This window comes from Bacillus sp. J33, assembly GCF_000518885.1.
GTDB lineage: Bacteria > Bacillota > Bacilli > Bacillales > Cytobacillaceae > Cytobacillus.
In genome coordinates this window covers 1-17662 of record NZ_JAEL01000069.1, presented here as the reverse complement: position 1 = coordinate 17662, position 17662 = coordinate 1, and the positions used below count along the sequence as shown (strand labels likewise).

Here is a 17662-nt window from a genome sequence, read left to right as displayed (position 1 = left end):
CCTCTCCTTCCTTTCTATATACATTCGCTAAAATAGCGGCCTTTTCCGGTCAGCTCTTCATAGACCTCTTCTGCTTTCTTTCTGCTAATGCGATTTGGGTATTCTGTACGCCTATTCAGAGATGTTTCTGCTGATTTTTTTTGAATATTTAGAGGAGATTTCTGGAAGGATTCTTTTCGATTTGGCTGTGCAGCTATTTTTGTAACTGGCACGAAACGAAAAGGATCATACTTGGTGCCAAGCTCTCTTTCTGCATACTGATTATATTGGAAATGCGTAACAGGCAGGATATAGCCCAATTTGCTCTCCCCCTCTATTCATATCTTTATTAAAGAAATACGAAATGCAACTCATTTTTATGTACCTGTAATTAAATAAATTAAACATAAAGGGACTTTAGAAACCTTCTCTATTTTGATATGATAAAGTTTGTCTTGTTTGTATCTTTAGACGAAGTATTCGGCATTTCAAATGGAATTTGATGCAGTTTTGTTTCCATATGAAATGCTTCAAATGGGGTTTTTTTATGAAAACGGCAATTTTACATAATAACAAAGTAAATCTCGAACATTTAAATAGAGATCGATATCAGCATATTTATGAAGAAAGTAAAAAAGGAAAGCTGTTTTGTCCTGATTGCGGAGCTTCTGTCCGCCTATATTTAGGCATCGCTAAGGAGCCCCATTTTTATCATATTCAGCAGATCAACAGATCGTGCAAAGATGTAAATGATGAAACAACACTAGTTTCGGATACTGAAGAATATATTGAAAGAAATGGTTTTAAAATTCCAGTATCCCGGCCGATTGCTACCTCAGCTGTAAAAGATGCAGAATTAATCTTTAAAAAAGCACAGCCTGTTAAGAATATCCCTCCCTACATTAAAGAAAGCACTCAGAATCATAACTTACCAGATGAGTATCTCCAGTCCCTTTCTCAAACGGGAATATATTTGGATGAACGGCAGGCTGCAGCTGTCTCCCATATTGAGGGCCCGCTTCTTGTCCTTGCAGGAGCAGGGAGCGGAAAAACTAGGGTTTTAACGACAAGAACAGCTTTTATGCTTCGTGAAAAAAATATTGATCCCAGATCAATCATGCTCGTCACTTTTACAGCAAAAGCTGCTGCAGAAATGAAAGAACGCCTGCTGGACTATCCAGGAATGGATCCCAGAAAAGTAAAGCAGGTTGTATCAGGAACATTTCATAGCCTGTTTTATCGAATCCTTTCCTTCCATTCTTCAGAGAAATGGTCATCAGGAAAGCTGTTAAACAGAGAATGGCAGCGCGAACAGGTCATGAAGGAAGCAAGCAAAGATTTGAAGCTTGATGAAAAAGAATTTGCTTTCGACCTGGCACTGCAGCAAGTCAGTTATTGGAAAAACTCACTTATCATGCCTGGGAAAGTCCACCCTGAAAACGACTGGGAGGAACAGACGGCCATTTTATATAAAAGGTATGAGCAGGCAAAGGCAAAAAAAGGATTATTTGACTTTGACGATATGCTGACAGGCTGTTATGCCCTATTTCTTGAAAATCCAGATATTCTCGGACAATATCAAAACCGGTTTCAGTATTTCCTGATTGATGAGTTTCAGGATATAAATAAGGTTCAATACGAATTGATAAAAATGTTTTCCAATAGGACAAAGAATGTCTGTGCAGTGGGGGATGATGACCAGTCCATCTATGCTTTCAGGGGAAGTGACCCGCAATATCTTCTCGATTTTGAAAAAGATTTTCCTGGAGCAAAGGTCATTACGTTAGATCAAAATTATCGTTCAGCACATGAAATCGTATCAGCAGCAAACCAGATCATTTCCCTAAATAAACAAAGGCGGGCAAAAAGCATGAATGCCCAATATTCAAGTAATCAGCAGCCCTTTTTGTTTTTTCCTTATGATGAAGAGGAAGAAGCAACCATGATTCTGACCGACATTCAGGAAAAAATAGGACAGGGCTATGAACCACGTGATTTTGCCGTGCTTTTTCGGACCCACGCCGGAAGCAGAGCTATCTTCGAAAGGCTGGCAAATTCAAGCCTGCCATTTAAGCTTGATCAGGATGCTGAATCCTTTTACGATCGTTATATAATCAGAAGCATGCTTTCTTTCTTGAAGCTCTCCATGAATGAAGACGACCAGACTGCTATAAAAGATATATTGCCTTCTCTTTTTGTTAAACAGTCAGCCTTGCAGGATATTAAAGCAGAGAGCATTTTAAACGACTGTTCATTGCTTGAGTGCCTTAGCCATATTAAAACTGGTTTTGCATTCCAGGAAAGCAAGCTAAAAAAAGTGATCCCCATAACCAGATCACTTTCAGGACTTAGCCCATTAACTGCAATTGAAACGGTTGAAAGGGAACTTGGATTTCAGGACTTTATCAAAAAACGCGGCAATGAAGGCAATAAAATGGAAAAGGGATCTGATGACTTGAAGGATTTAAAGGTTGCTGCAAGAAACTTCATGTCCCTTCCTGAGTTTTTGGAACATACTGAGCATATGAAAGCTATGAACAAAGAAATTAAAAAACTAAGCAAAAATTATTATAATGCCATTACCCTAAGTACAATCCATCGCGCCAAAGGACTTGAGTATAAAGTGGTATATATTGTGGGAGCTGTTGAGGGAAGTCTTCCCCATGATCACGCTCTTGAAGCATACCGGTCAGGGGATCCAGCTCCATTGGAGGAAGAACGCAGGCTTATGTATGTCGCTGTAACACGGGCGAAAAATGATTTATATATTTCAGTGCCGGAAAAAAGACGAGGACGAAAATCATACCCTTCACGGTTTCTTGCTCCCATTTCAAGAAGCAGCAGACGACGGAATGAATAGAAAAAACGGATAGGAGACCTGCCTAAGACTTTCAGGCTCCCTATCCGTTTTTATTTTTTGTTCATCATCTGAGAGATCGTATTAAAATCAAGCTGCTTGCCATCAGCAACAATAGATTTTACAATTTTATCCTCCATATCTTTTGAAACGGGTTTATTCGCAATTTGTGAAACTCTTTTAATAACGTTCCTTACTGTTTTCTCATCTTTAAAATTTGCATTCTGCAAAGAACCGGCCAGCTCAAATACATCCTTCATATTTACGCCTGTTTTCTTTTCCAGGTTTTTAAAGAAATGATTATCCATACTGATTTCTCACGCTCCTTCTTTAACTACTTATATTGTATGAAGGAGGGCAAAAAAGGTGATTTATGCAAATGCATAAGGAAAGGCCGACCCCTCTCCATTCCTATGGATTTGGGTCAGCCAGCTGCAAGAAATACGATCTAGTTGCAGAAACTCGCACCAACAATAATTAACAAGATGAATAGTACTACGATTAAAACAAAAGTATTGCCGCCGTACCCATAACCGCCGCCATAGCCGCAGCCGCAGTATCCGTAGCCCATGCCTATCACCTCACTTTGTGTTTACTCACTACAACATATGTAAAACATCTAGTGAATGTATAGGCAAGCCCCTAAGCATGTACCGGTATTATAATATTATTCCTCTAAGCTAAAATAAGGTTTGGCCTTTTTTATCCACCTGTTTAATCGGCTGGAATATTCCTTATAAGCCATTTTTAATGCGGGCTCTTTTGCTGTCAATGAATACCATTCAAGCTCTGCTTGTATTTTTTTCATTAATATTAGCAAGTGATCATCCTGCTTTATTTCAGGCAACTCCACAGAGTCGTTGTATAGGTCTAGCTTTAGCTGGCCATTCTCATCTATTTGGGCAAAAAAAACTTGTTCAGCTGTTACCTGCCTTTTAGCCAGCTCAGCGTTCAGCCATGCCCTGCTTACTCCAGCATTCTTCAGAGCGTCATTATAGATTGTGCCATCCAAGATTACTGCATGCGGTACGCCAGCCTCTGGCAGGTCCATAAATAGGTCTCCTGCTGTTAGCGGCTGCTTGGCTTTTTTTAGAATGATATTTAATTCGCCATTTGAATCCAAGGAAGCAAATTCCACATCGGCTACCCGGAAAATGTCTTTTTTTCTTAACTGTTCGAGTAATTCATCGATACTGAATTTTTCTTTCTTTAAATTTTCTTCCATGATTTTTCCATTTTCGACGAAAGTAGTTGGTTTCCCTTCTACAAAATCTCTGAATGGCTTGCTTTTCAACGATACAATGCTAATAAACAGCGGAACAAATGCCCAAATCAAAAAGGCAGTCACCCCATCTCTCAAGCTAAGGTCTGGGTCCATGGAAAGTGTTCCTGCAATATCGCCCACAGTGATGCCGACAATATATTCAAAAAAGGAAAGCTTGGAGAGCTGCTTTTTTCCTAATAATTTTGTAATAAAAAATAGTCCAAGAATAATAAATAACGACCGCACAACTGTTGCAAGTATATCTGTCATAATATCCAACCCTACACAAGAAAGGAACGATTAAGTTCCTTTATACGTTTGGATAAAAAGCCATTTATATCTGATGCCATAATCTTCCCCTGATGAAAAATACGCTGAGACTGATCATCTGATGCTGTCATGGCCTTTTCATTCAGGATTAATTCCATCTCTTGAATCATCACTTTCAGCGCCTTTAAGCTTTGCTTGTTTTCATCCATATTCCTACGTCCTTTGCCCTTAGCCTTTTGGTTTGAATATAAGTGCACCGATAAACCCAAAAATGATGGCAGCAGATATACCGGAGCTGGTTACCTCAAACATCCCTGTCAAAACTCCGACAAGCCCGTGCTGCTCCGCTTCCTGAAGTGCACCATGGACAAGGGAATTGCCAAAGCTGGTTATTGGTATTGTCGCACCAGCACCGGCAAAGTCTGCAAGCGGTTCATAAAGACCCACACCATCTAGAATTGCTCCCAATACAACCAAAAGGCTCAATGTATGGCCAGGTGTTAATTTAAACACATCGAATAAAATTTGGCCGAATACGCAAATAAGCCCTCCAATAACAAAAGCCCAAAAAAACATTGGCAGCATACTTATACCTCCTTTAATTCATCTCGATTGAAACAGCATGGGCAATGCAAGGAATACTTTCGTTTTGCTGGAATGTCAATGGCGATAAAAGAGCTCCTGTAGCCACTACAAGTATCCGTTTATATGCTCCCTGTTTCATCTGATTTAATATATGGCCATATAAGACTGTTGCTGAACAGCCTGCTCCGCTTCCCCCTGACTGGACTGGCTGGCCTTCTCTATAAATCATTAAACCGCAATCTTTGAATTTTTCTCTTTCTATGTTCAGCCCATTATTCCCAAGTAATTCATAGGCGGTTTCCTGTCCAATTCTCCCAAGGTCTCCGGTCACAATCAAATCATAATATGACGGATCCAGCTGCATATCTTTAAAATGTGCTGTAATGGTATCTGCAGCCGCAGGAGCCATAGCCCCACCCATATTAAATGGGTCTGAGAAATCCATGTCTATTACTTTTCCAATCGTGGCTGAAGTTGTAACTGGCATGTTTTGCTTCGGTACTTTAGAGGTTACAAGGGCTGCGCCAGCACCTGTTACTGTCCATTGCGCAGTCGGCGGCTTTTGGCCGCCATATTCGGTAGGATACCTGAATTGCTTCTCAACAGCTGCATTGTGGCTTGAAGCCCCAGTTAGAACATAATCTGCGCCCTGATAGTTAACGATAAAAGATGCTAATGCCAGACCTTCCATGGAAGTTGAACAAGCCCCGAATATTCCGAAATATGGAATTTGCAGAGTTCTTGCGCTAAAGCTTGTTGGTGTTATTTGATTAATTAAATCTCCTGCAATATAAAACTGGACCTCTTCCTTTTGAAGATTCGATTTTTGCAATGCAGCTTGCCAAGCTTCTTCCGATAGAACTTTATGAGCTTTTTCGTAAGAGTCTTCCCCCATCCATAAATCATCATGCAAAACATCAAAATCATCAGCCAGATTGCCATTTGCCTCAAAAGGGCCGCCGGAAACACCAGTTGAAGCAATTACCGGGCGGTTTTGAAAAACCCAGGATTGTTTTCCTTTTAGCATTAAATAACCCCCCATATCCTTAGAAGCGTTTTGATCAAAGCCACGACAAAAGCCGAAAATACCCCGAAAAGAATAACGGAGCCGGCAAGCTTGAACATATTTCCTCCCACTCCAAGCACAAAGCCTTCCGTACGATGCTCAATGGCTGCTGAAATTACTGCATTTCCGAAGCCTGTTACAGGAACTGCGCTTCCCGCACCACCAAATTGCCCCAGCCGGTCATATACACCAAAGCCAGTAAGCAGCATGGAAATGAATATCATCGTTGCTACAGTTGGATTTCCTGCTGTTTGCTCTGTAAAGTTAAAAAAATAAATATAAAAATACGTAATTGCCTGTCCGACAATGCAGATTAAGCCACCTACCCAAAAAGCCCGGATACAGTTCTTCAGTAGGGGACGCTGGATTTCATGCTTTTGTTCAAGCTGTTCATATTGCTGCTGTTCCGGTGTCTTGTTCGAATTTTTGTTCACTGCCCCTGCCCCTTTCTATGTCATCTCATTTTTCAGCTTAATAATTTGATCAAGCTTCTTTTTTGCTTTTTTATCAGAAAAGTCCGGATCCTTCATTTTTTCCTGAAGTTCAACTGCCTCAATAAATATTTTATAATCACTGGAAACAGTAAAATTTTCATCCGGATATTTTTTCTCAAGCATTTTATTCATTTTCTTTTCTATCCTTTTCATGTGGAATCGCTGCAGATGTTTGACTTTGTATGCAACAAGGGTATCCTCTTCACCTTTCACTACTGCCACATCATAGAGCTCTTCCATGGATTCGACATCATGTTCAATGCTTTTAACCAAATCCAAATTTTCTTTTGTATTTTTCTCAATTAAAGTAGGTGGAGGGTTAGTTGTTTTTACAAGTGCCAAATCACTTTCATTCACTTTTCCATCTCCGCTGCATCCAGAAATTAATATCAGTATCGCTGCAAATAGCCACAAATGTTTTTTTCTCATAATAGTCCCTTCCTATGTAAGAATCTTAATTATATTATCCTCGAATGGTCAGGAATTATGAAAAACAGCTGTTATCCTATTTTTCCCAATTAACACCATTAATCTTGTCTGCTTCTTTCCCTAAGAAGGGCGACCGGAACTGTTAGAGAAAATGGTTCTGTTATTTCCGCCAAAAAATAAAAAAAGCCGGGGAAACTATCCGGCTTTAAGGCTAATTCTTCTTTGATTTCTTTCCGCATCCGCAGCCTTTTTTCTTTTTCTTTTTTGGGGGCAGGGGTTTTGATGCAGATTGATCGTTATACTTATTTAACATGATGAGGCCCTCCATTATGAATAATTTCCCTTCAATAATTTATGCTGAGCCTCCATGCTTGTGTAAATCAAATGCCCACATTAATGGACTAAATTTTTTCCCTATTCACCAATCCACCTTTGTACCAGGGATTCAATGATTGAAGCGATTCCAGCCACTGTCAAAATCAATAATAAAGGTACAGCCCACTCCCCCAAAAATAGATATGATGCATATAGTAAAGCAGCACTCCACACACCTGTACACCAATAGCAGCTTAAAAGCTCACCGAAAAAACCGCGTATTCTGCCCTGTTTAATAACCAGATAAATTTCTGTTTCACCGTTTTCACCTTTTTCCTCCACTTCTTCAAAGAATGGCCTTCGAATAAATTCGGTGATTTTGTCGTAAACAATCAGCCTGGTCAGCCGAAAGCTTGCAAGAGAAAGAATCAGCAGCTCCATAGGTGTTATATCCACACCTTCACCTCCATATATAAAAAAATAGCCTATTTTTTAGAAAAACAAGGCGTTTGTCCGTAACCCATAGGGCACCCCGGCAATATGTTATTAGTGTAGACCACAAGAAACAAACAAGGAGGAAAACAAAATGGGTTGTGGAAAAAAAGACGACTTCAAAGGCAAAAGCTGTGTATGTGAAGTAGTTCGTGCTATAAAAGATATTCAAGATAATGCAGAAGATGTGTGCGAATGCCCTTCAAACTGTTTCCTAGAGCCGCTGGGGGCAATTTCACCTGCAAGAAGACGCAACAAACGTCCGGATACACGCGTTATCGTTTTGAAAACGGCTGACGGTTCACCGTTCCATGCCTTCTTTAAAGGTAATGAGCGTGCATGTGTATCTATCTTCTTCAGGGTAGAAGAAGTTTTTGATAACTGCTGTGCAGTCCTTCGTGTGCTAGAGCCAGTCAACGCAAGACGAGGAGAAGACGAAACAGTAAATCTGGCTGATGATTGCTGCATCGACTTGAAAAAGGTTTGCGAAGTTGACTTCTTCTTAAGCACTGACGATTGTGTAACGGTTGATCTAAACTGCTTCTGTGCTGTTCAGTGTATTGCTGACGTAGACCTAGACATTTGTGAAGACTAATGAAAGAGGCCAGCCTTCCATTTGGCTGGCTTTTTCTTGCGGATTAACCTCTTAAGCCAATCATTTTTATTTCCTTTATAGACTGGATTCTGATTTGTTCAACAGATTCATCAAACAGTTTCACTTGGATTCTTTCCTCATCTTTGGATAATAAAAATCCTCTTTTTGCTTTCTCATCGGTTTCGAATATACATGGAATTGGAGGAAGCTGCTTTGGAAAGTCAATTAAGTAATCTATACGCTCAGCTGTATTCATTTCCTTAAAACTCTTTACCCTCTGGAAAGAAGGCTTTCGTTTTCCTGTTGTAAAAGCAAATGGTGCCGCTTCTTTTTTCTCTTCCCGGCTCGCTTCAAATTCTTCTATCGTTTCTTGCACTTTCTCCTGTTCTGCAACATTAACATCGGCCGATTCTTCAGCCTTCTTTTTATTTTTTTCTATAGTGGCATCAAGTTCCGGCGAATTCTCCAATAGTTTCTTTTTACGATCCAATTCTGCTTTTCTGCTGGAATAAACAGTCTGCATTCGGGTCTCAGGAAATTGAAATTTCGGCTGCTGTATATAAAATAATGGTTCTTTTTCTTTTTCCCCAGCCACTTTCACCCACCTCCGCAATCATAATGTTTTATCGTACTATGTGTATGCAGAAAAATAGGCTTTCGTTACTGCAAGACATCAAAAAAGCCTGCTCAAGATTGAGCAGGCTTTTTTGATTATAGGATATGATAGCCAGAATCGACGTGGATATTTTCCCCTGTGATCCCGCGAGACAGGCTGCTGAATAAGAACAGAGCTGTATCACCCACCTCTTCAGGTGTAGTTGTTTTACGAAGCGGAGCACGTTCTTCGATTTCTTTTAGGATTGAGTTAAATTCACTGATTCCCTTAGCTGAAAGAGTTCTTATTGGTCCCGCTGAAATGGAGTTCACCCGGATACCGTCTTTTCCAAGGTCGTTGGCCAGGTATTTAACACTGGCATCAAGAGAAGCTTTTGCCACTCCCATAACGTTATAGTTCTTTACAACCTTTTCACCGCCAAGGTAAGTAAGAGTGACAATGCTTCCTCCTTCAGTCATTAATCCTCTGGCTTCCTTAGCAATGGCAGTCAATGAATATGAACTGATATTATGTGCAAGGAGGAATCCATCCCGTGTTGTGTTCATATATTCACCCTGAAGTTCTTCTTTATGGGCAAATGCAATGCAGTGTGCAATCCCATGGATTACTCCTGCTTCTTCCTTAATTGTGCTAAAGCATTTAGCAATATCCTCATCATTTGTTACATCGCATGGAAGGACCAGTGAATTGGCATCTTCCAATGATTCAGCCAGATCACGTACACTTTTTTCAAGCCTTTCACCCGCATATGTAAAAATTAAGCGGGCACCGGCATTATGAAGAGATTGGGCGATCCCCCAGGCAATACTTCTTTTATTTGCAACTCCCATTACGACAAACGTTTTTCCATTTAAAGAAAGAGTCATTTTAAAGGCCTCCTGAATATTTTTATCACATGTTATTAGTACCTAGTACTAATTGTACATTAATTTTTAAAAAAAGAAAAGCCTATAGCCATGTTGGAAACACGAAAAAATCCTGCTTGCAGCAAGCAGGATTTAATGAGTATAAACTTTTAGCCGCATAGCAGCATTTTTTAGCACCATTCACAGAATTCAAGTTCACGTTTGAGTTCATCAACATATTCCTTAGAACCAGTCACAATCAGACGGTCGTTCATATGCAGTTCTGTATCCCCATGGGGAACGATTGAATCCTTCCCCCGGAATATCCGAACGAAAATGACATCCCCTGTAAAAGGGAACCTTCTTAACATCATACCTTCAAACTGTTCGTTTAAAAGGCGAATTTCATATAAAGCCGTTTCCTGGTTTGTTAAGATATTTACAACACTTGGCGATTCAATCAATGCCCGCAGAAGTGCTTTGGCAGACAGGATTGTAGAGAATAGCTCTACATCATGTTCTTTTAGGGCTTCTTCCATATCAAGGCTTTCCATTCGGCAAATTACGCGGTCCACACCTTGTTCCTTAAATGCAATAGCCAAGGTCGCATTTGTCTCTTCATTTCCTGTAGAAATCACAACAATATCCGATTCAACTGCATCGGTTTTTTCAAGGAATTCCATATCGAAATCATCAATTTCAACTATATCAAACAAAGAATCGGCAATCTGCTTATCAGCCTTTTCCTGCTTTTTGTGATAAAGAACAGGCTCATATAAAGAAGATTTAAGCTCACTATAGATCGGCATGGTCATTTGATTTGCACCGATAAAGGATACCTTGAGCCTTTTTTCCTCTGCTGCTTCTTGAGGGAAGAGCTTTTTAAAGACCACCGGTGTAAAGACACTCGTAATAACAGCCACAAGAATCAGTGTACCGCTCATCTCTGCTGTAATAACGCCCATCCGTTCCCCAATCGTCGCTGCTGCAATTACAAGTGAAAGAGTCGAAGTCAGCAGAAATCCCGAAGCAAGGACTGTTTTCATGTCATACCATTTTTTTAAGATATAAATTGGTATAAGTTTGGACAGCAGAAGTGCAATCAGCAGCAGCGGAATAAGCATGAGCATTTTAGGATCACTGAACAATGACCACACATTCAGGTCCACACCAACCATCACAAAGAAAATGGGAATTAAAAAGCCATAGCCGAAAGAATCCAGTTTATGAATCATTTCCTGATTAGGTGCAAGAAGTGATACGAGTACTCCTGCAAGGAAGGCACCTAAAATATTTTCTGCACCAACAGTTTCTGATAACGCCACAAGGAAAATAATTAGTGCAAACACAGCCCTCGTTCCAATTTGGACTGTACCGGTTGACAAGGCCTCCAAAAACTTAAGGTTTTTGAATTTTCTTCCAAGGAAATAAAGTAACACACCTGCTCCAAATAAAACAAGAAGCAGCCAGGTATTTCCTTCTCCGCCGTCATTTATTGAAACAAACACAGCCAGCAGAATCATTGTGACCAAGTCTGCAATAACCGCAATCAATAAAATAATCTGGCCAATGCCTGTTTTCATTAAATGGGCTTCCTTTAGTGTAGGAACTACAACCCCAAGTGATATGGTTGAGATTATTAATGTCATCAAAAAGGCATTATCTATAAAGCCTGCCCAGACAAATAAATAAGAAAGGCCAAGTGAAACGAGAAAGATTCCTATGAATACGATAGATGAAACTGTAAAGGAATTAGGCTCCAGTTTCCCATTTGGCAATTTCTCGCGTTTCTTGTTTGCTGAAAAGGCCGAAAAATCAATCTCCAACCCACTTAAAAACATGAGAAATATAAATCCCAATGTTGAAAGTGTCTCAAGCCACATATCTTCATGAACGATATCAAAACCGCTCTTCCCGATCACAAGCCCTACCAGAATCTCAGCTACGACCACGGGAATAAAATTTATTTTCAATCGATGAAGCAGTATGGGTGTAATAAAAGCAGCCATAATGACAATTACAAGAGAAGTAACCGATGCTCCATGTTCCATAGTAAAGCCCTCCTTAACCTGTCAAATAACTCATAAACAAAGTAGCCATTCCAAAGTAAATAAGAATACTGATAATATCATTGATTGTTGTAATAAACGGTCCAGAAGCGACAGCTGGGTCAATTTTCATCCTGTGCATAAATAAAGGTATAAGCGCACCGGCTAAAGTAGCCACAATTAATGTAAACAAGATGGAAACACCGACTAAAACGCCGAGAAAAAAATTGCCTTTCCAAAGATAAACAATTAATGTAACAAGCAAGCCGCATGTACCCCCGGTTATTAAGCCAGTACCAGCTTCTCTTATTACCAATTTCGTTTTATTTTCTTTCTCCAGATCGCCTGTCGCTATTCCCCGTACAGCTACAGCCAGAGCCTGTGTGCCTGTATTTCCTGCCATCCCTGCAATTAGCGGGATAAAAACAGCCAGAATCGCAACCTGATCCAAAGTGGCTTCAAATCTGCCGATTAAGCTTGCTGTTAACATACCCAAAAAAAGCAATATGATAAGCCATGGCAGCCTCTTGCGGGCAGCTGATACCGGATTCCTGTCGATGTTATCCATGTCAGAAACGGCAGCTAGCTTGGAGTAGTCATCAGAGGCTTCTTCTTCCATAACATCCATAACGTCATCAACTGTAATAATTCCCAAAAGATGATTCTGAAAATCCACAACAGGAACTGCAAGAAAATTATAGTCTTTAATTTTTCTTGCTACCTCTTCCTGGTCCTCGCCTACAGAAACGGAAACCACTCTGTCGTTTGTAATTTCTGAAATCATCGTATCATCATCACTCACAATTAAATCTCTTAAAGAAATAACTCCAATCAGCTTTTTCTCCTCATCAACGACGTAAACATAATAAATGGTCTCTGCTCTCGGAGCCTCATTTTTAAGAATGTACATGGCAGACCGGACAGTTTGGTTAGCTGAAAGGGACACAAATTCCGTTGTCATGATACTTCCAGCAGTATATTCCTCATAATGAAGCAAATCTTTTATTTCTTTGGCCGATTCGTCATCCATAATTGTTAAATAGCTGACAACCTGATCTTTATCCAGTTCGTTTAAAACATCAACTGCATCATCAGCGTACATCTGTGAAAGCATATCTGCCGCATAATTAGGGTTCATTTCAGCAAGTACATCTTTATATTCGTCTTCATCTATCTCAAGATTTTCGAAAAGTGAAGCCATTTCTTCAGGAGAAAGATAAAGGTAAATTTTCGCCCTTATATCTTCATCCAGATCTTTAAAAAATGAAGCCTGATCATAGGGATGCAAATCAAGAAATTCGTTCCTGAAAATATCGATTTCTTCATTTTGTAAAGATTGGATTAAAAGATCTTTATCAATGTGTGAATCTGCTTTTTCTTCTGCTAATTCTGCCATCATGAACTACCTCCTTTCATACAGTGAACCAATTTGAAGTACTTGTTAAACATCCTGATGTCTGGGGGAGAACGTTTCCTTTCGACACTCATGCACTTCCGACTGGTAATACATTCCCTTCTCACGCGACTACGATAGGAAGAACAGCTTATAGTCTTAACCTTCGCTGCTTTTGGCAGGCTATATCCATTATCAAGAAGTCTGGGAGTATACTGGCGCCAATAATAAAGGGGTGTATATTGAAAAACGTACCTCACTATACTAGCAAATCTTTGTATTTTTGTCGTCTATGAAATTTCATCAAGAAAAAATATTTCATGACCGTTAGATAGATACCCTTAATTTTTCCAATTTCCCTCTATTAAACCAACGGTCCTCCGCTTACGTTTAAAAATTTCAAACTGGGATAAGACAAATAAATATTGATATCATAACAATAGATGAAATAAAGGAGTTTCAGTATGAAATTAGATATTATTGGCGATATTCATGGCTGTTTTGCCGAATTTAAAGAGCTTACGTTAAAAATGAACTATGATTGGAGCGGGGGATTTCCAAAACATCCCTATGGAAGAAAACTTGCTTTTGTAGGTGATTTAACAGACCGGGGACCGGAATCACTCGCAGTCATTGACACAGTATATAATCTTGCAGCAAGTGATTTAGCTTACTATGTTCCTGGTAATCATTGCAATAAACTTTACCGATACTTTTTGGGGAATAAGGTGCAAATTTCACACGGGCTGGAGACCACTGTAGCCGAATGTGATGAACTCAATGCAAAGGAAAGAACGGAAATCCGAAGAAAATTTATGGAATTATACGAAAAAGCCCCTTTGTATTATGTCCTGGACAATAAAAGACTTGTTATTGCCCATGCGGGAATAAGGGAGGATTATATCGGCAAGCACTCTTCCAAAGTAAAGACGTTCGTTCTTTATGGGGATATTACAGGAAAAAATAATCCTGACGGGACACCTGTAAGGCGAGATTGGGCAAAACAATACAAGGGTACAGCCACTATTGTATATGGCCATACACCTGTTAAGGAAGTCCGGCAAATCCATAATACCTATAATATTGACACTGGCGCTGTATTTGGCAATAAGCTGACCGCCCTCAGGTATCCTGAAATGGAGATCCTATCGGTTCCATCAAAAATGCCATTTATTGAAGAGAAATTCAGGGATTTATAAAACGGACCAGCCATACTCCAAAAAGAAAAAGCCGGAAATCCGGCTTCCTATAAAAGGCAATTCATATCTTCAGGGAGAGGCTGTTCAAATGAAAGTGTCTTTTGCAGAAATGGATGATAGAACGAGAGTCTGCAGCAGTGAAGAGCCTGGCGGGTTATTAAATCCCTGCTTCCCCCATACAGTTCGTCTCCCGCCAGAGGATGGCCCAGCCAGGTAAGATGGACCCTAATTTGATGGGTCCTGCCTGTTTCCAATCTCAGCTGGAGATAAGTAAATCCGTTTTTGCGGCTGAGCACATGATAATGAGTGCAGGCATACCGCCCCTCATCACTTACTTCCCGCTCAATGATGCTGTCTTTTTTTCTCGCGATCGGCTGCTCTATAGTCCCTGTGTCCTGTGTAATTTCCCCTTCTGCAATCGCTTCATACACTCTTTTAATTTCATGAGAACGCTGCTGCTGGCTGAATAGATGGTGTACGTGTCTATGTTTGGCAATAAGGACAATTCCAGAGGTATCTCTGTCGAGTCTGGTCACTATGTGTGTGGCAGACTCTAACCCAATTCGCTGATAATATCCGATCAGGCTGTTTGCTAAACTTCCTGTTGGATGCTCTCTTGAAGGAATCGAGCTCATGCCGGCTGGCTTATTTACAACGAGGAGATAATCATCCTCGTAAAGAATATCAAGGGGCAGATGTTCCCCTTTCATTCCCTCGCTTGGTGTTTCCTCAGGGAAACCAACCTTTAGCTTGTCTCCTTCTTTTAGCAAATAGCGCACATTCACTTCTGCATCATTTACAGCAATAAAGCCGCCTGCAAATTTAATATCGGTTAGGGCTGTTTTAGAGATATCATTTTCTTTCAGAAATTCCCTGATCATTTTACCTGATTGCTGTGCAGATATTTCCCATTGCAATACAAAACGCGCCATAATGCCTGCGCTCCTGTTCTATTAGACTTTCCGCATCACTAAAATGGCAGCTTCAGTTTTAGCATTAGACAGCTATTAACTGAATGCCTATCGTCCCTTGTCATGCGGATTTCACTTTTTAATCAGCAACAAAAGAATCATGTACCCTTTTCCAAAACGGAAATGGCCTGAATCTGGCAAAGCGGATTTTTTCATCCGCTACTCTAAATTGAATCGATTTAACATCTTTATGCAGAAGAGTCAGATGGTCAATCGTTATTTGAAAGTCAGGTTCATTGACAGGCTTGAGCATACAAGTATGATGTGCCGGCAAAACGAGAGGCGAACCGACTGTACGGAACACTTTATTGTTTATTGATGCCATTTCAGCAAGCTGGATGGCCGGCAAAGAAGGATGCAGGATTGCTCCTCCCAGTGCTTTGTTATACGCCGTACTGCCAGATGGGGTTGATACACAGAGTCCATCTCCGCGGAACCTTTCAAAATGCTGTCCTCGAATCTCAACATCCATTACCAGAGTCCCCTCAACCGCTTTTACTGTGGATTCATTCAATGCCAGATAGCGGGTTTCCTTTCCGCCATGCTGGTAGCGAATAATCACTTCCAAGAGCGGATATTCAATTACTTGATACGGGGTCTTGGCAATGGCGATCACAAGTTTTTCAATTTCCTCTGGCACCCAGTCCGCATAAAACCCCAGATGCCCTGTATGAATACCGACAAACGCTGTTTTGTCCAGACGGCTGCTGTATCGGTGAAAGGCATAGAGCAAAGTGCCATCCCCGCCTACCGATATGACAATATCAGGCTGTTCTTCGTCATATGTAAGCTCGAAGTCCAATAAATAGGTTCTCATTTTATGCATGAGTGTATTCGATTTTGAATCTCCTTTTGAGGTAATGGCAAATTTCATCGTATCCAAGCTCCTCTTATAGAAATAGCTCAGTTAAACTTCCTGCTGATTTCGTATAATCAATATAATTTCAAAAACAACCAAAGCTTAACATAGCTTTAAAATAACGTCCTGCCTAGTTTTCTTCCTTTTGCTGCTTTTCCTTTTTTCTTGTAAAAAATGCCTGGGCATCCTGGATTTCACCGCGGATGAGGGACATTTCCTCATCCAGCCTGAAAGCTGCTTCTGCTGCCCTTTGAAGCCTCATCTGAATATCTTCAGGAAACTGGCCCTTATACTTATAATTCAGAGAATGTTCCACTGTTGCCCAGAAGTTCATTGCCAGGGTCCTAATTTGAATCTCAGCGAGGATTTTTTTCTCTCCTTTGATTGTTTGGACTGGATAACAAATGACTACATGGTAAGAACGGTACCCACTTGCTTTTTTATGGGAAATATAATCTCTTTCTTCTACGATTTCAAAGTCATTTCTTCGCCTTAATAATTCCACAACTTTTTTTATATCATCAACAAATTGGCACATCATCCTGACACCGGCAATATCCTGCATCTCGGATTCCAATTTATCAAGAGGAATTCCTTTTTGATTGGCTTTATCCAAAATACTTGCAATAGGCTTTACCCGTCCAGTGACAAATTCAATCGGGGAATGGGTAGAATCCATCTCAAATTGGCTTCTCATGCCTTTTAGCTTAACTTTCAATTCTTCAACCGCCTGCTTATAAGGCGCCAAAAATAAATCCCAATGCTTCACCTGCAACACCACCACATCCGAAGTAAAAGAGAGCGGGCGCCTGAAAGTGCCTATCCCTTCCAGGCACACGTTTTCTTCCAAAATATATTTGCCTATTTATCCTTGTTTAACGGCAATTAAACACCCGCTTAAAATATGCTCTCCACTTTTATAACCATTTCCTCACCGTAATTGCTGTTGCCTTTAATATTTTCAATCAAGTCTCCTAATTCTTCATGGAAACCTTCAAGCTCAAGACGTTCACCTTGAGCATCCGTTACATACACAGGCAAATTGCCATCATACGCCTTTTTTAGGTCAGGCCAGATAGAATCAGGAAGTGAAATATATGTATAATCATCGTTATTATCCGCTATGTAAACAAATGACAGATTATCAGAATCAGCCAATATTTGCTCCATGGCTTTCAAATTCGAAACTGATCCATCCTCTATCCCCAAAATTAATTCATTTTCTTTTATATCTGCTTTTGCAATCGTTAGTTTTTGTTTCATATTTATACCTCCATAGTCATTACCTATTTTATCGCAGATTAACGGGCAGTAAAACCCCTTCTGGTTTTTTCAAAGCAGATTATGCTTTAACTGCCCGTAAATGCCCGATTGGTTCAACTAGC

21 protein-coding genes are annotated in these 17662 nt (G+C 40.2%); 3 read left to right on the top strand and 18 right to left on the bottom strand.

Annotated elements, in window-relative coordinates; genetic code table 11:
- Positions 1 to 14: 14 nt before the first annotated feature.
- Entirely contained in the window at positions 15 to 299 is a 285-nt protein-coding gene (locus L634_RS0118560; RefSeq protein WP_026583745.1) for a hypothetical protein, read from the bottom strand.
- Between the two features lie 227 nt (positions 300 to 526).
- On the opposite strand from L634_RS0118560, the gene L634_RS0118555 reads away from it, so the two are divergent.
- Positions 527 to 2839 carry a UvrD-helicase domain-containing protein gene (locus L634_RS0118555; protein WP_026583744.1) on the top strand — a complete coding sequence of 771 codons (2313 nt, stop codon included), beginning with the start codon at positions 527 to 529 and terminating at the stop codon, positions 2837 to 2839.
- Between the two features lie 50 nt (positions 2840 to 2889).
- Here L634_RS0118555 and L634_RS0118550 read toward each other — a convergent pair whose 3' ends face one another.
- From L634_RS0118550 to L634_RS0118505, 9 genes are all read right to left on the bottom strand, one after another.
- Positions 2890 to 3144: a stage VI sporulation protein F gene (locus tag L634_RS0118550; RefSeq protein WP_026583743.1), complete on the bottom strand. Its 255-nt coding sequence runs from the start codon at positions 3142 to 3144 to the stop codon at positions 2890 to 2892.
- Between the two features lie 140 nt (positions 3145 to 3284).
- Entirely contained in the window at positions 3285 to 3407 is a 123-nt protein-coding gene (locus L634_RS32830) for a YjcZ family sporulation protein (RefSeq protein ID WP_157452421.1), read from the bottom strand.
- Between the two features lie 96 nt (positions 3408 to 3503).
- Positions 3504 to 4370, bottom strand: a complete 867-nt coding sequence (locus tag L634_RS0118540; protein WP_026583742.1) for a DUF421 domain-containing protein — start codon at positions 4368 to 4370, stop codon at positions 3504 to 3506.
- A gap of 11 nt (positions 4371 to 4381) precedes the next feature.
- Entirely contained in the window at positions 4382 to 4579 is a 198-nt protein-coding gene (locus L634_RS0118535; RefSeq protein WP_026583741.1) for a hypothetical protein, read from the bottom strand.
- 19 nt (positions 4580 to 4598) lie between these two features.
- A complete protein-coding gene (gene spoVAE, locus L634_RS0118530; protein WP_026583740.1) occupies positions 4599 to 4955 on the bottom strand; it encodes a stage V sporulation protein AE in 357 nt (118 codons plus the stop codon).
- Between the two features lie 13 nt (positions 4956 to 4968).
- Positions 4969 to 5982, bottom strand: coding sequence for a stage V sporulation protein AD (gene spoVAD / locus L634_RS0118525; protein ID WP_026583739.1), 1014 nt, complete (start codon positions 5980 to 5982; stop codon positions 4969 to 4971).
- Positions 5982 to 6455: a stage V sporulation protein AC gene (spoVAC, locus tag L634_RS0118520; RefSeq protein ID WP_026583738.1), complete on the bottom strand. Its 474-nt coding sequence runs from the start codon at positions 6453 to 6455 to the stop codon at positions 5982 to 5984. Before spoVAC ends, spoVAD begins: the two co-directional genes overlap by 1 nt.
- Before the next feature lie 15 nt (positions 6456 to 6470).
- A complete protein-coding gene (locus L634_RS0118515; RefSeq protein ID WP_026583737.1) occupies positions 6471 to 6944 on the bottom strand; it encodes a YhcN/YlaJ family sporulation lipoprotein in 474 nt (157 codons plus the stop codon).
- A gap of 414 nt (positions 6945 to 7358) precedes the next feature.
- Entirely contained in the window at positions 7359 to 7715 is a 357-nt protein-coding gene (locus tag L634_RS0118505; RefSeq protein WP_026583736.1) for a DUF1360 domain-containing protein, read from the bottom strand.
- 130 nt (positions 7716 to 7845) lie between these two features.
- On the opposite strand from L634_RS0118505, the gene L634_RS0118500 reads away from it, so the two are divergent.
- Positions 7846 to 8346: a CotY/CotZ family spore coat protein gene (locus tag L634_RS0118500; protein WP_026583735.1), complete on the top strand. Its 501-nt coding sequence runs from the start codon at positions 7846 to 7848 to the stop codon at positions 8344 to 8346.
- 43 nt (positions 8347 to 8389) lie between these two features.
- Here L634_RS0118500 and L634_RS0118495 read toward each other — a convergent pair whose 3' ends face one another.
- From L634_RS0118495 to mgtE, 4 genes are all read right to left on the bottom strand, one after another.
- Positions 8390 to 8941 carry a CotO family spore coat protein gene (locus L634_RS0118495; protein ID WP_026583734.1) on the bottom strand — a complete coding sequence of 184 codons (552 nt, stop codon included), beginning with the start codon at positions 8939 to 8941 and terminating at the stop codon, positions 8390 to 8392.
- Between the two features lie 116 nt (positions 8942 to 9057).
- On the bottom strand, positions 9058 to 9828 hold the full coding sequence (fabI, locus tag L634_RS0118490) for an enoyl-ACP reductase FabI (protein ID WP_026583733.1): 771 nt from the start codon (positions 9826 to 9828) through the stop codon (positions 9058 to 9060).
- 170 nt (positions 9829 to 9998) lie between these two features.
- A complete protein-coding gene (locus tag L634_RS0118485; RefSeq protein WP_026583732.1) occupies positions 9999 to 11858 on the bottom strand; it encodes a monovalent cation:proton antiporter family protein in 1860 nt (619 codons plus the stop codon).
- A gap of 13 nt (positions 11859 to 11871) precedes the next feature.
- Positions 11872 to 13251: a magnesium transporter gene (gene mgtE, locus L634_RS0118480; RefSeq protein WP_026583731.1), complete on the bottom strand. Its 1380-nt coding sequence runs from the start codon at positions 13249 to 13251 to the stop codon at positions 11872 to 11874.
- A gap of 461 nt (positions 13252 to 13712) precedes the next feature.
- Here mgtE and prpE point away from each other — a divergent pair, with 461 nt between their 5' ends.
- Positions 13713 to 14447: a bis(5'-nucleosyl)-tetraphosphatase PrpE gene (prpE, locus tag L634_RS0118475; RefSeq protein WP_026583730.1), complete on the top strand. Its 735-nt coding sequence runs from the start codon at positions 13713 to 13715 to the stop codon at positions 14445 to 14447.
- Between the two features lie 47 nt (positions 14448 to 14494).
- Here the strand turns inward: prpE and L634_RS0118470 are convergent, their stop codons facing one another.
- The 4 genes from L634_RS0118470 to L634_RS0118455 all read right to left on the bottom strand — a co-directional run bounded on the left by L634_RS0118470 (position 14495) and on the right by L634_RS0118455 (position 17540).
- Entirely contained in the window at positions 14495 to 15379 is an 885-nt protein-coding gene (locus L634_RS0118470; RefSeq protein ID WP_026583729.1) for an RluA family pseudouridine synthase, read from the bottom strand.
- 118 nt (positions 15380 to 15497) lie between these two features.
- Positions 15498 to 16292: an NAD kinase gene (locus L634_RS0118465; protein WP_026583728.1), complete on the bottom strand. Its 795-nt coding sequence runs from the start codon at positions 16290 to 16292 to the stop codon at positions 15498 to 15500.
- A 115-nt stretch (positions 16293 to 16407) separates the two neighbouring features.
- Positions 16408 to 17046 carry a GTP pyrophosphokinase gene (locus L634_RS0118460; RefSeq protein WP_026583727.1) on the bottom strand — a complete coding sequence of 213 codons (639 nt, stop codon included), beginning with the start codon at positions 17044 to 17046 and terminating at the stop codon, positions 16408 to 16410.
- A 128-nt stretch (positions 17047 to 17174) separates the two neighbouring features.
- Complete coding sequence (locus L634_RS0118455) at positions 17175 to 17540, bottom strand: hypothetical protein (protein WP_026583726.1); 366 nt, start codon at positions 17538 to 17540, stop codon at positions 17175 to 17177.
- Positions 17541 to 17662 lie beyond the last annotated feature (122 nt).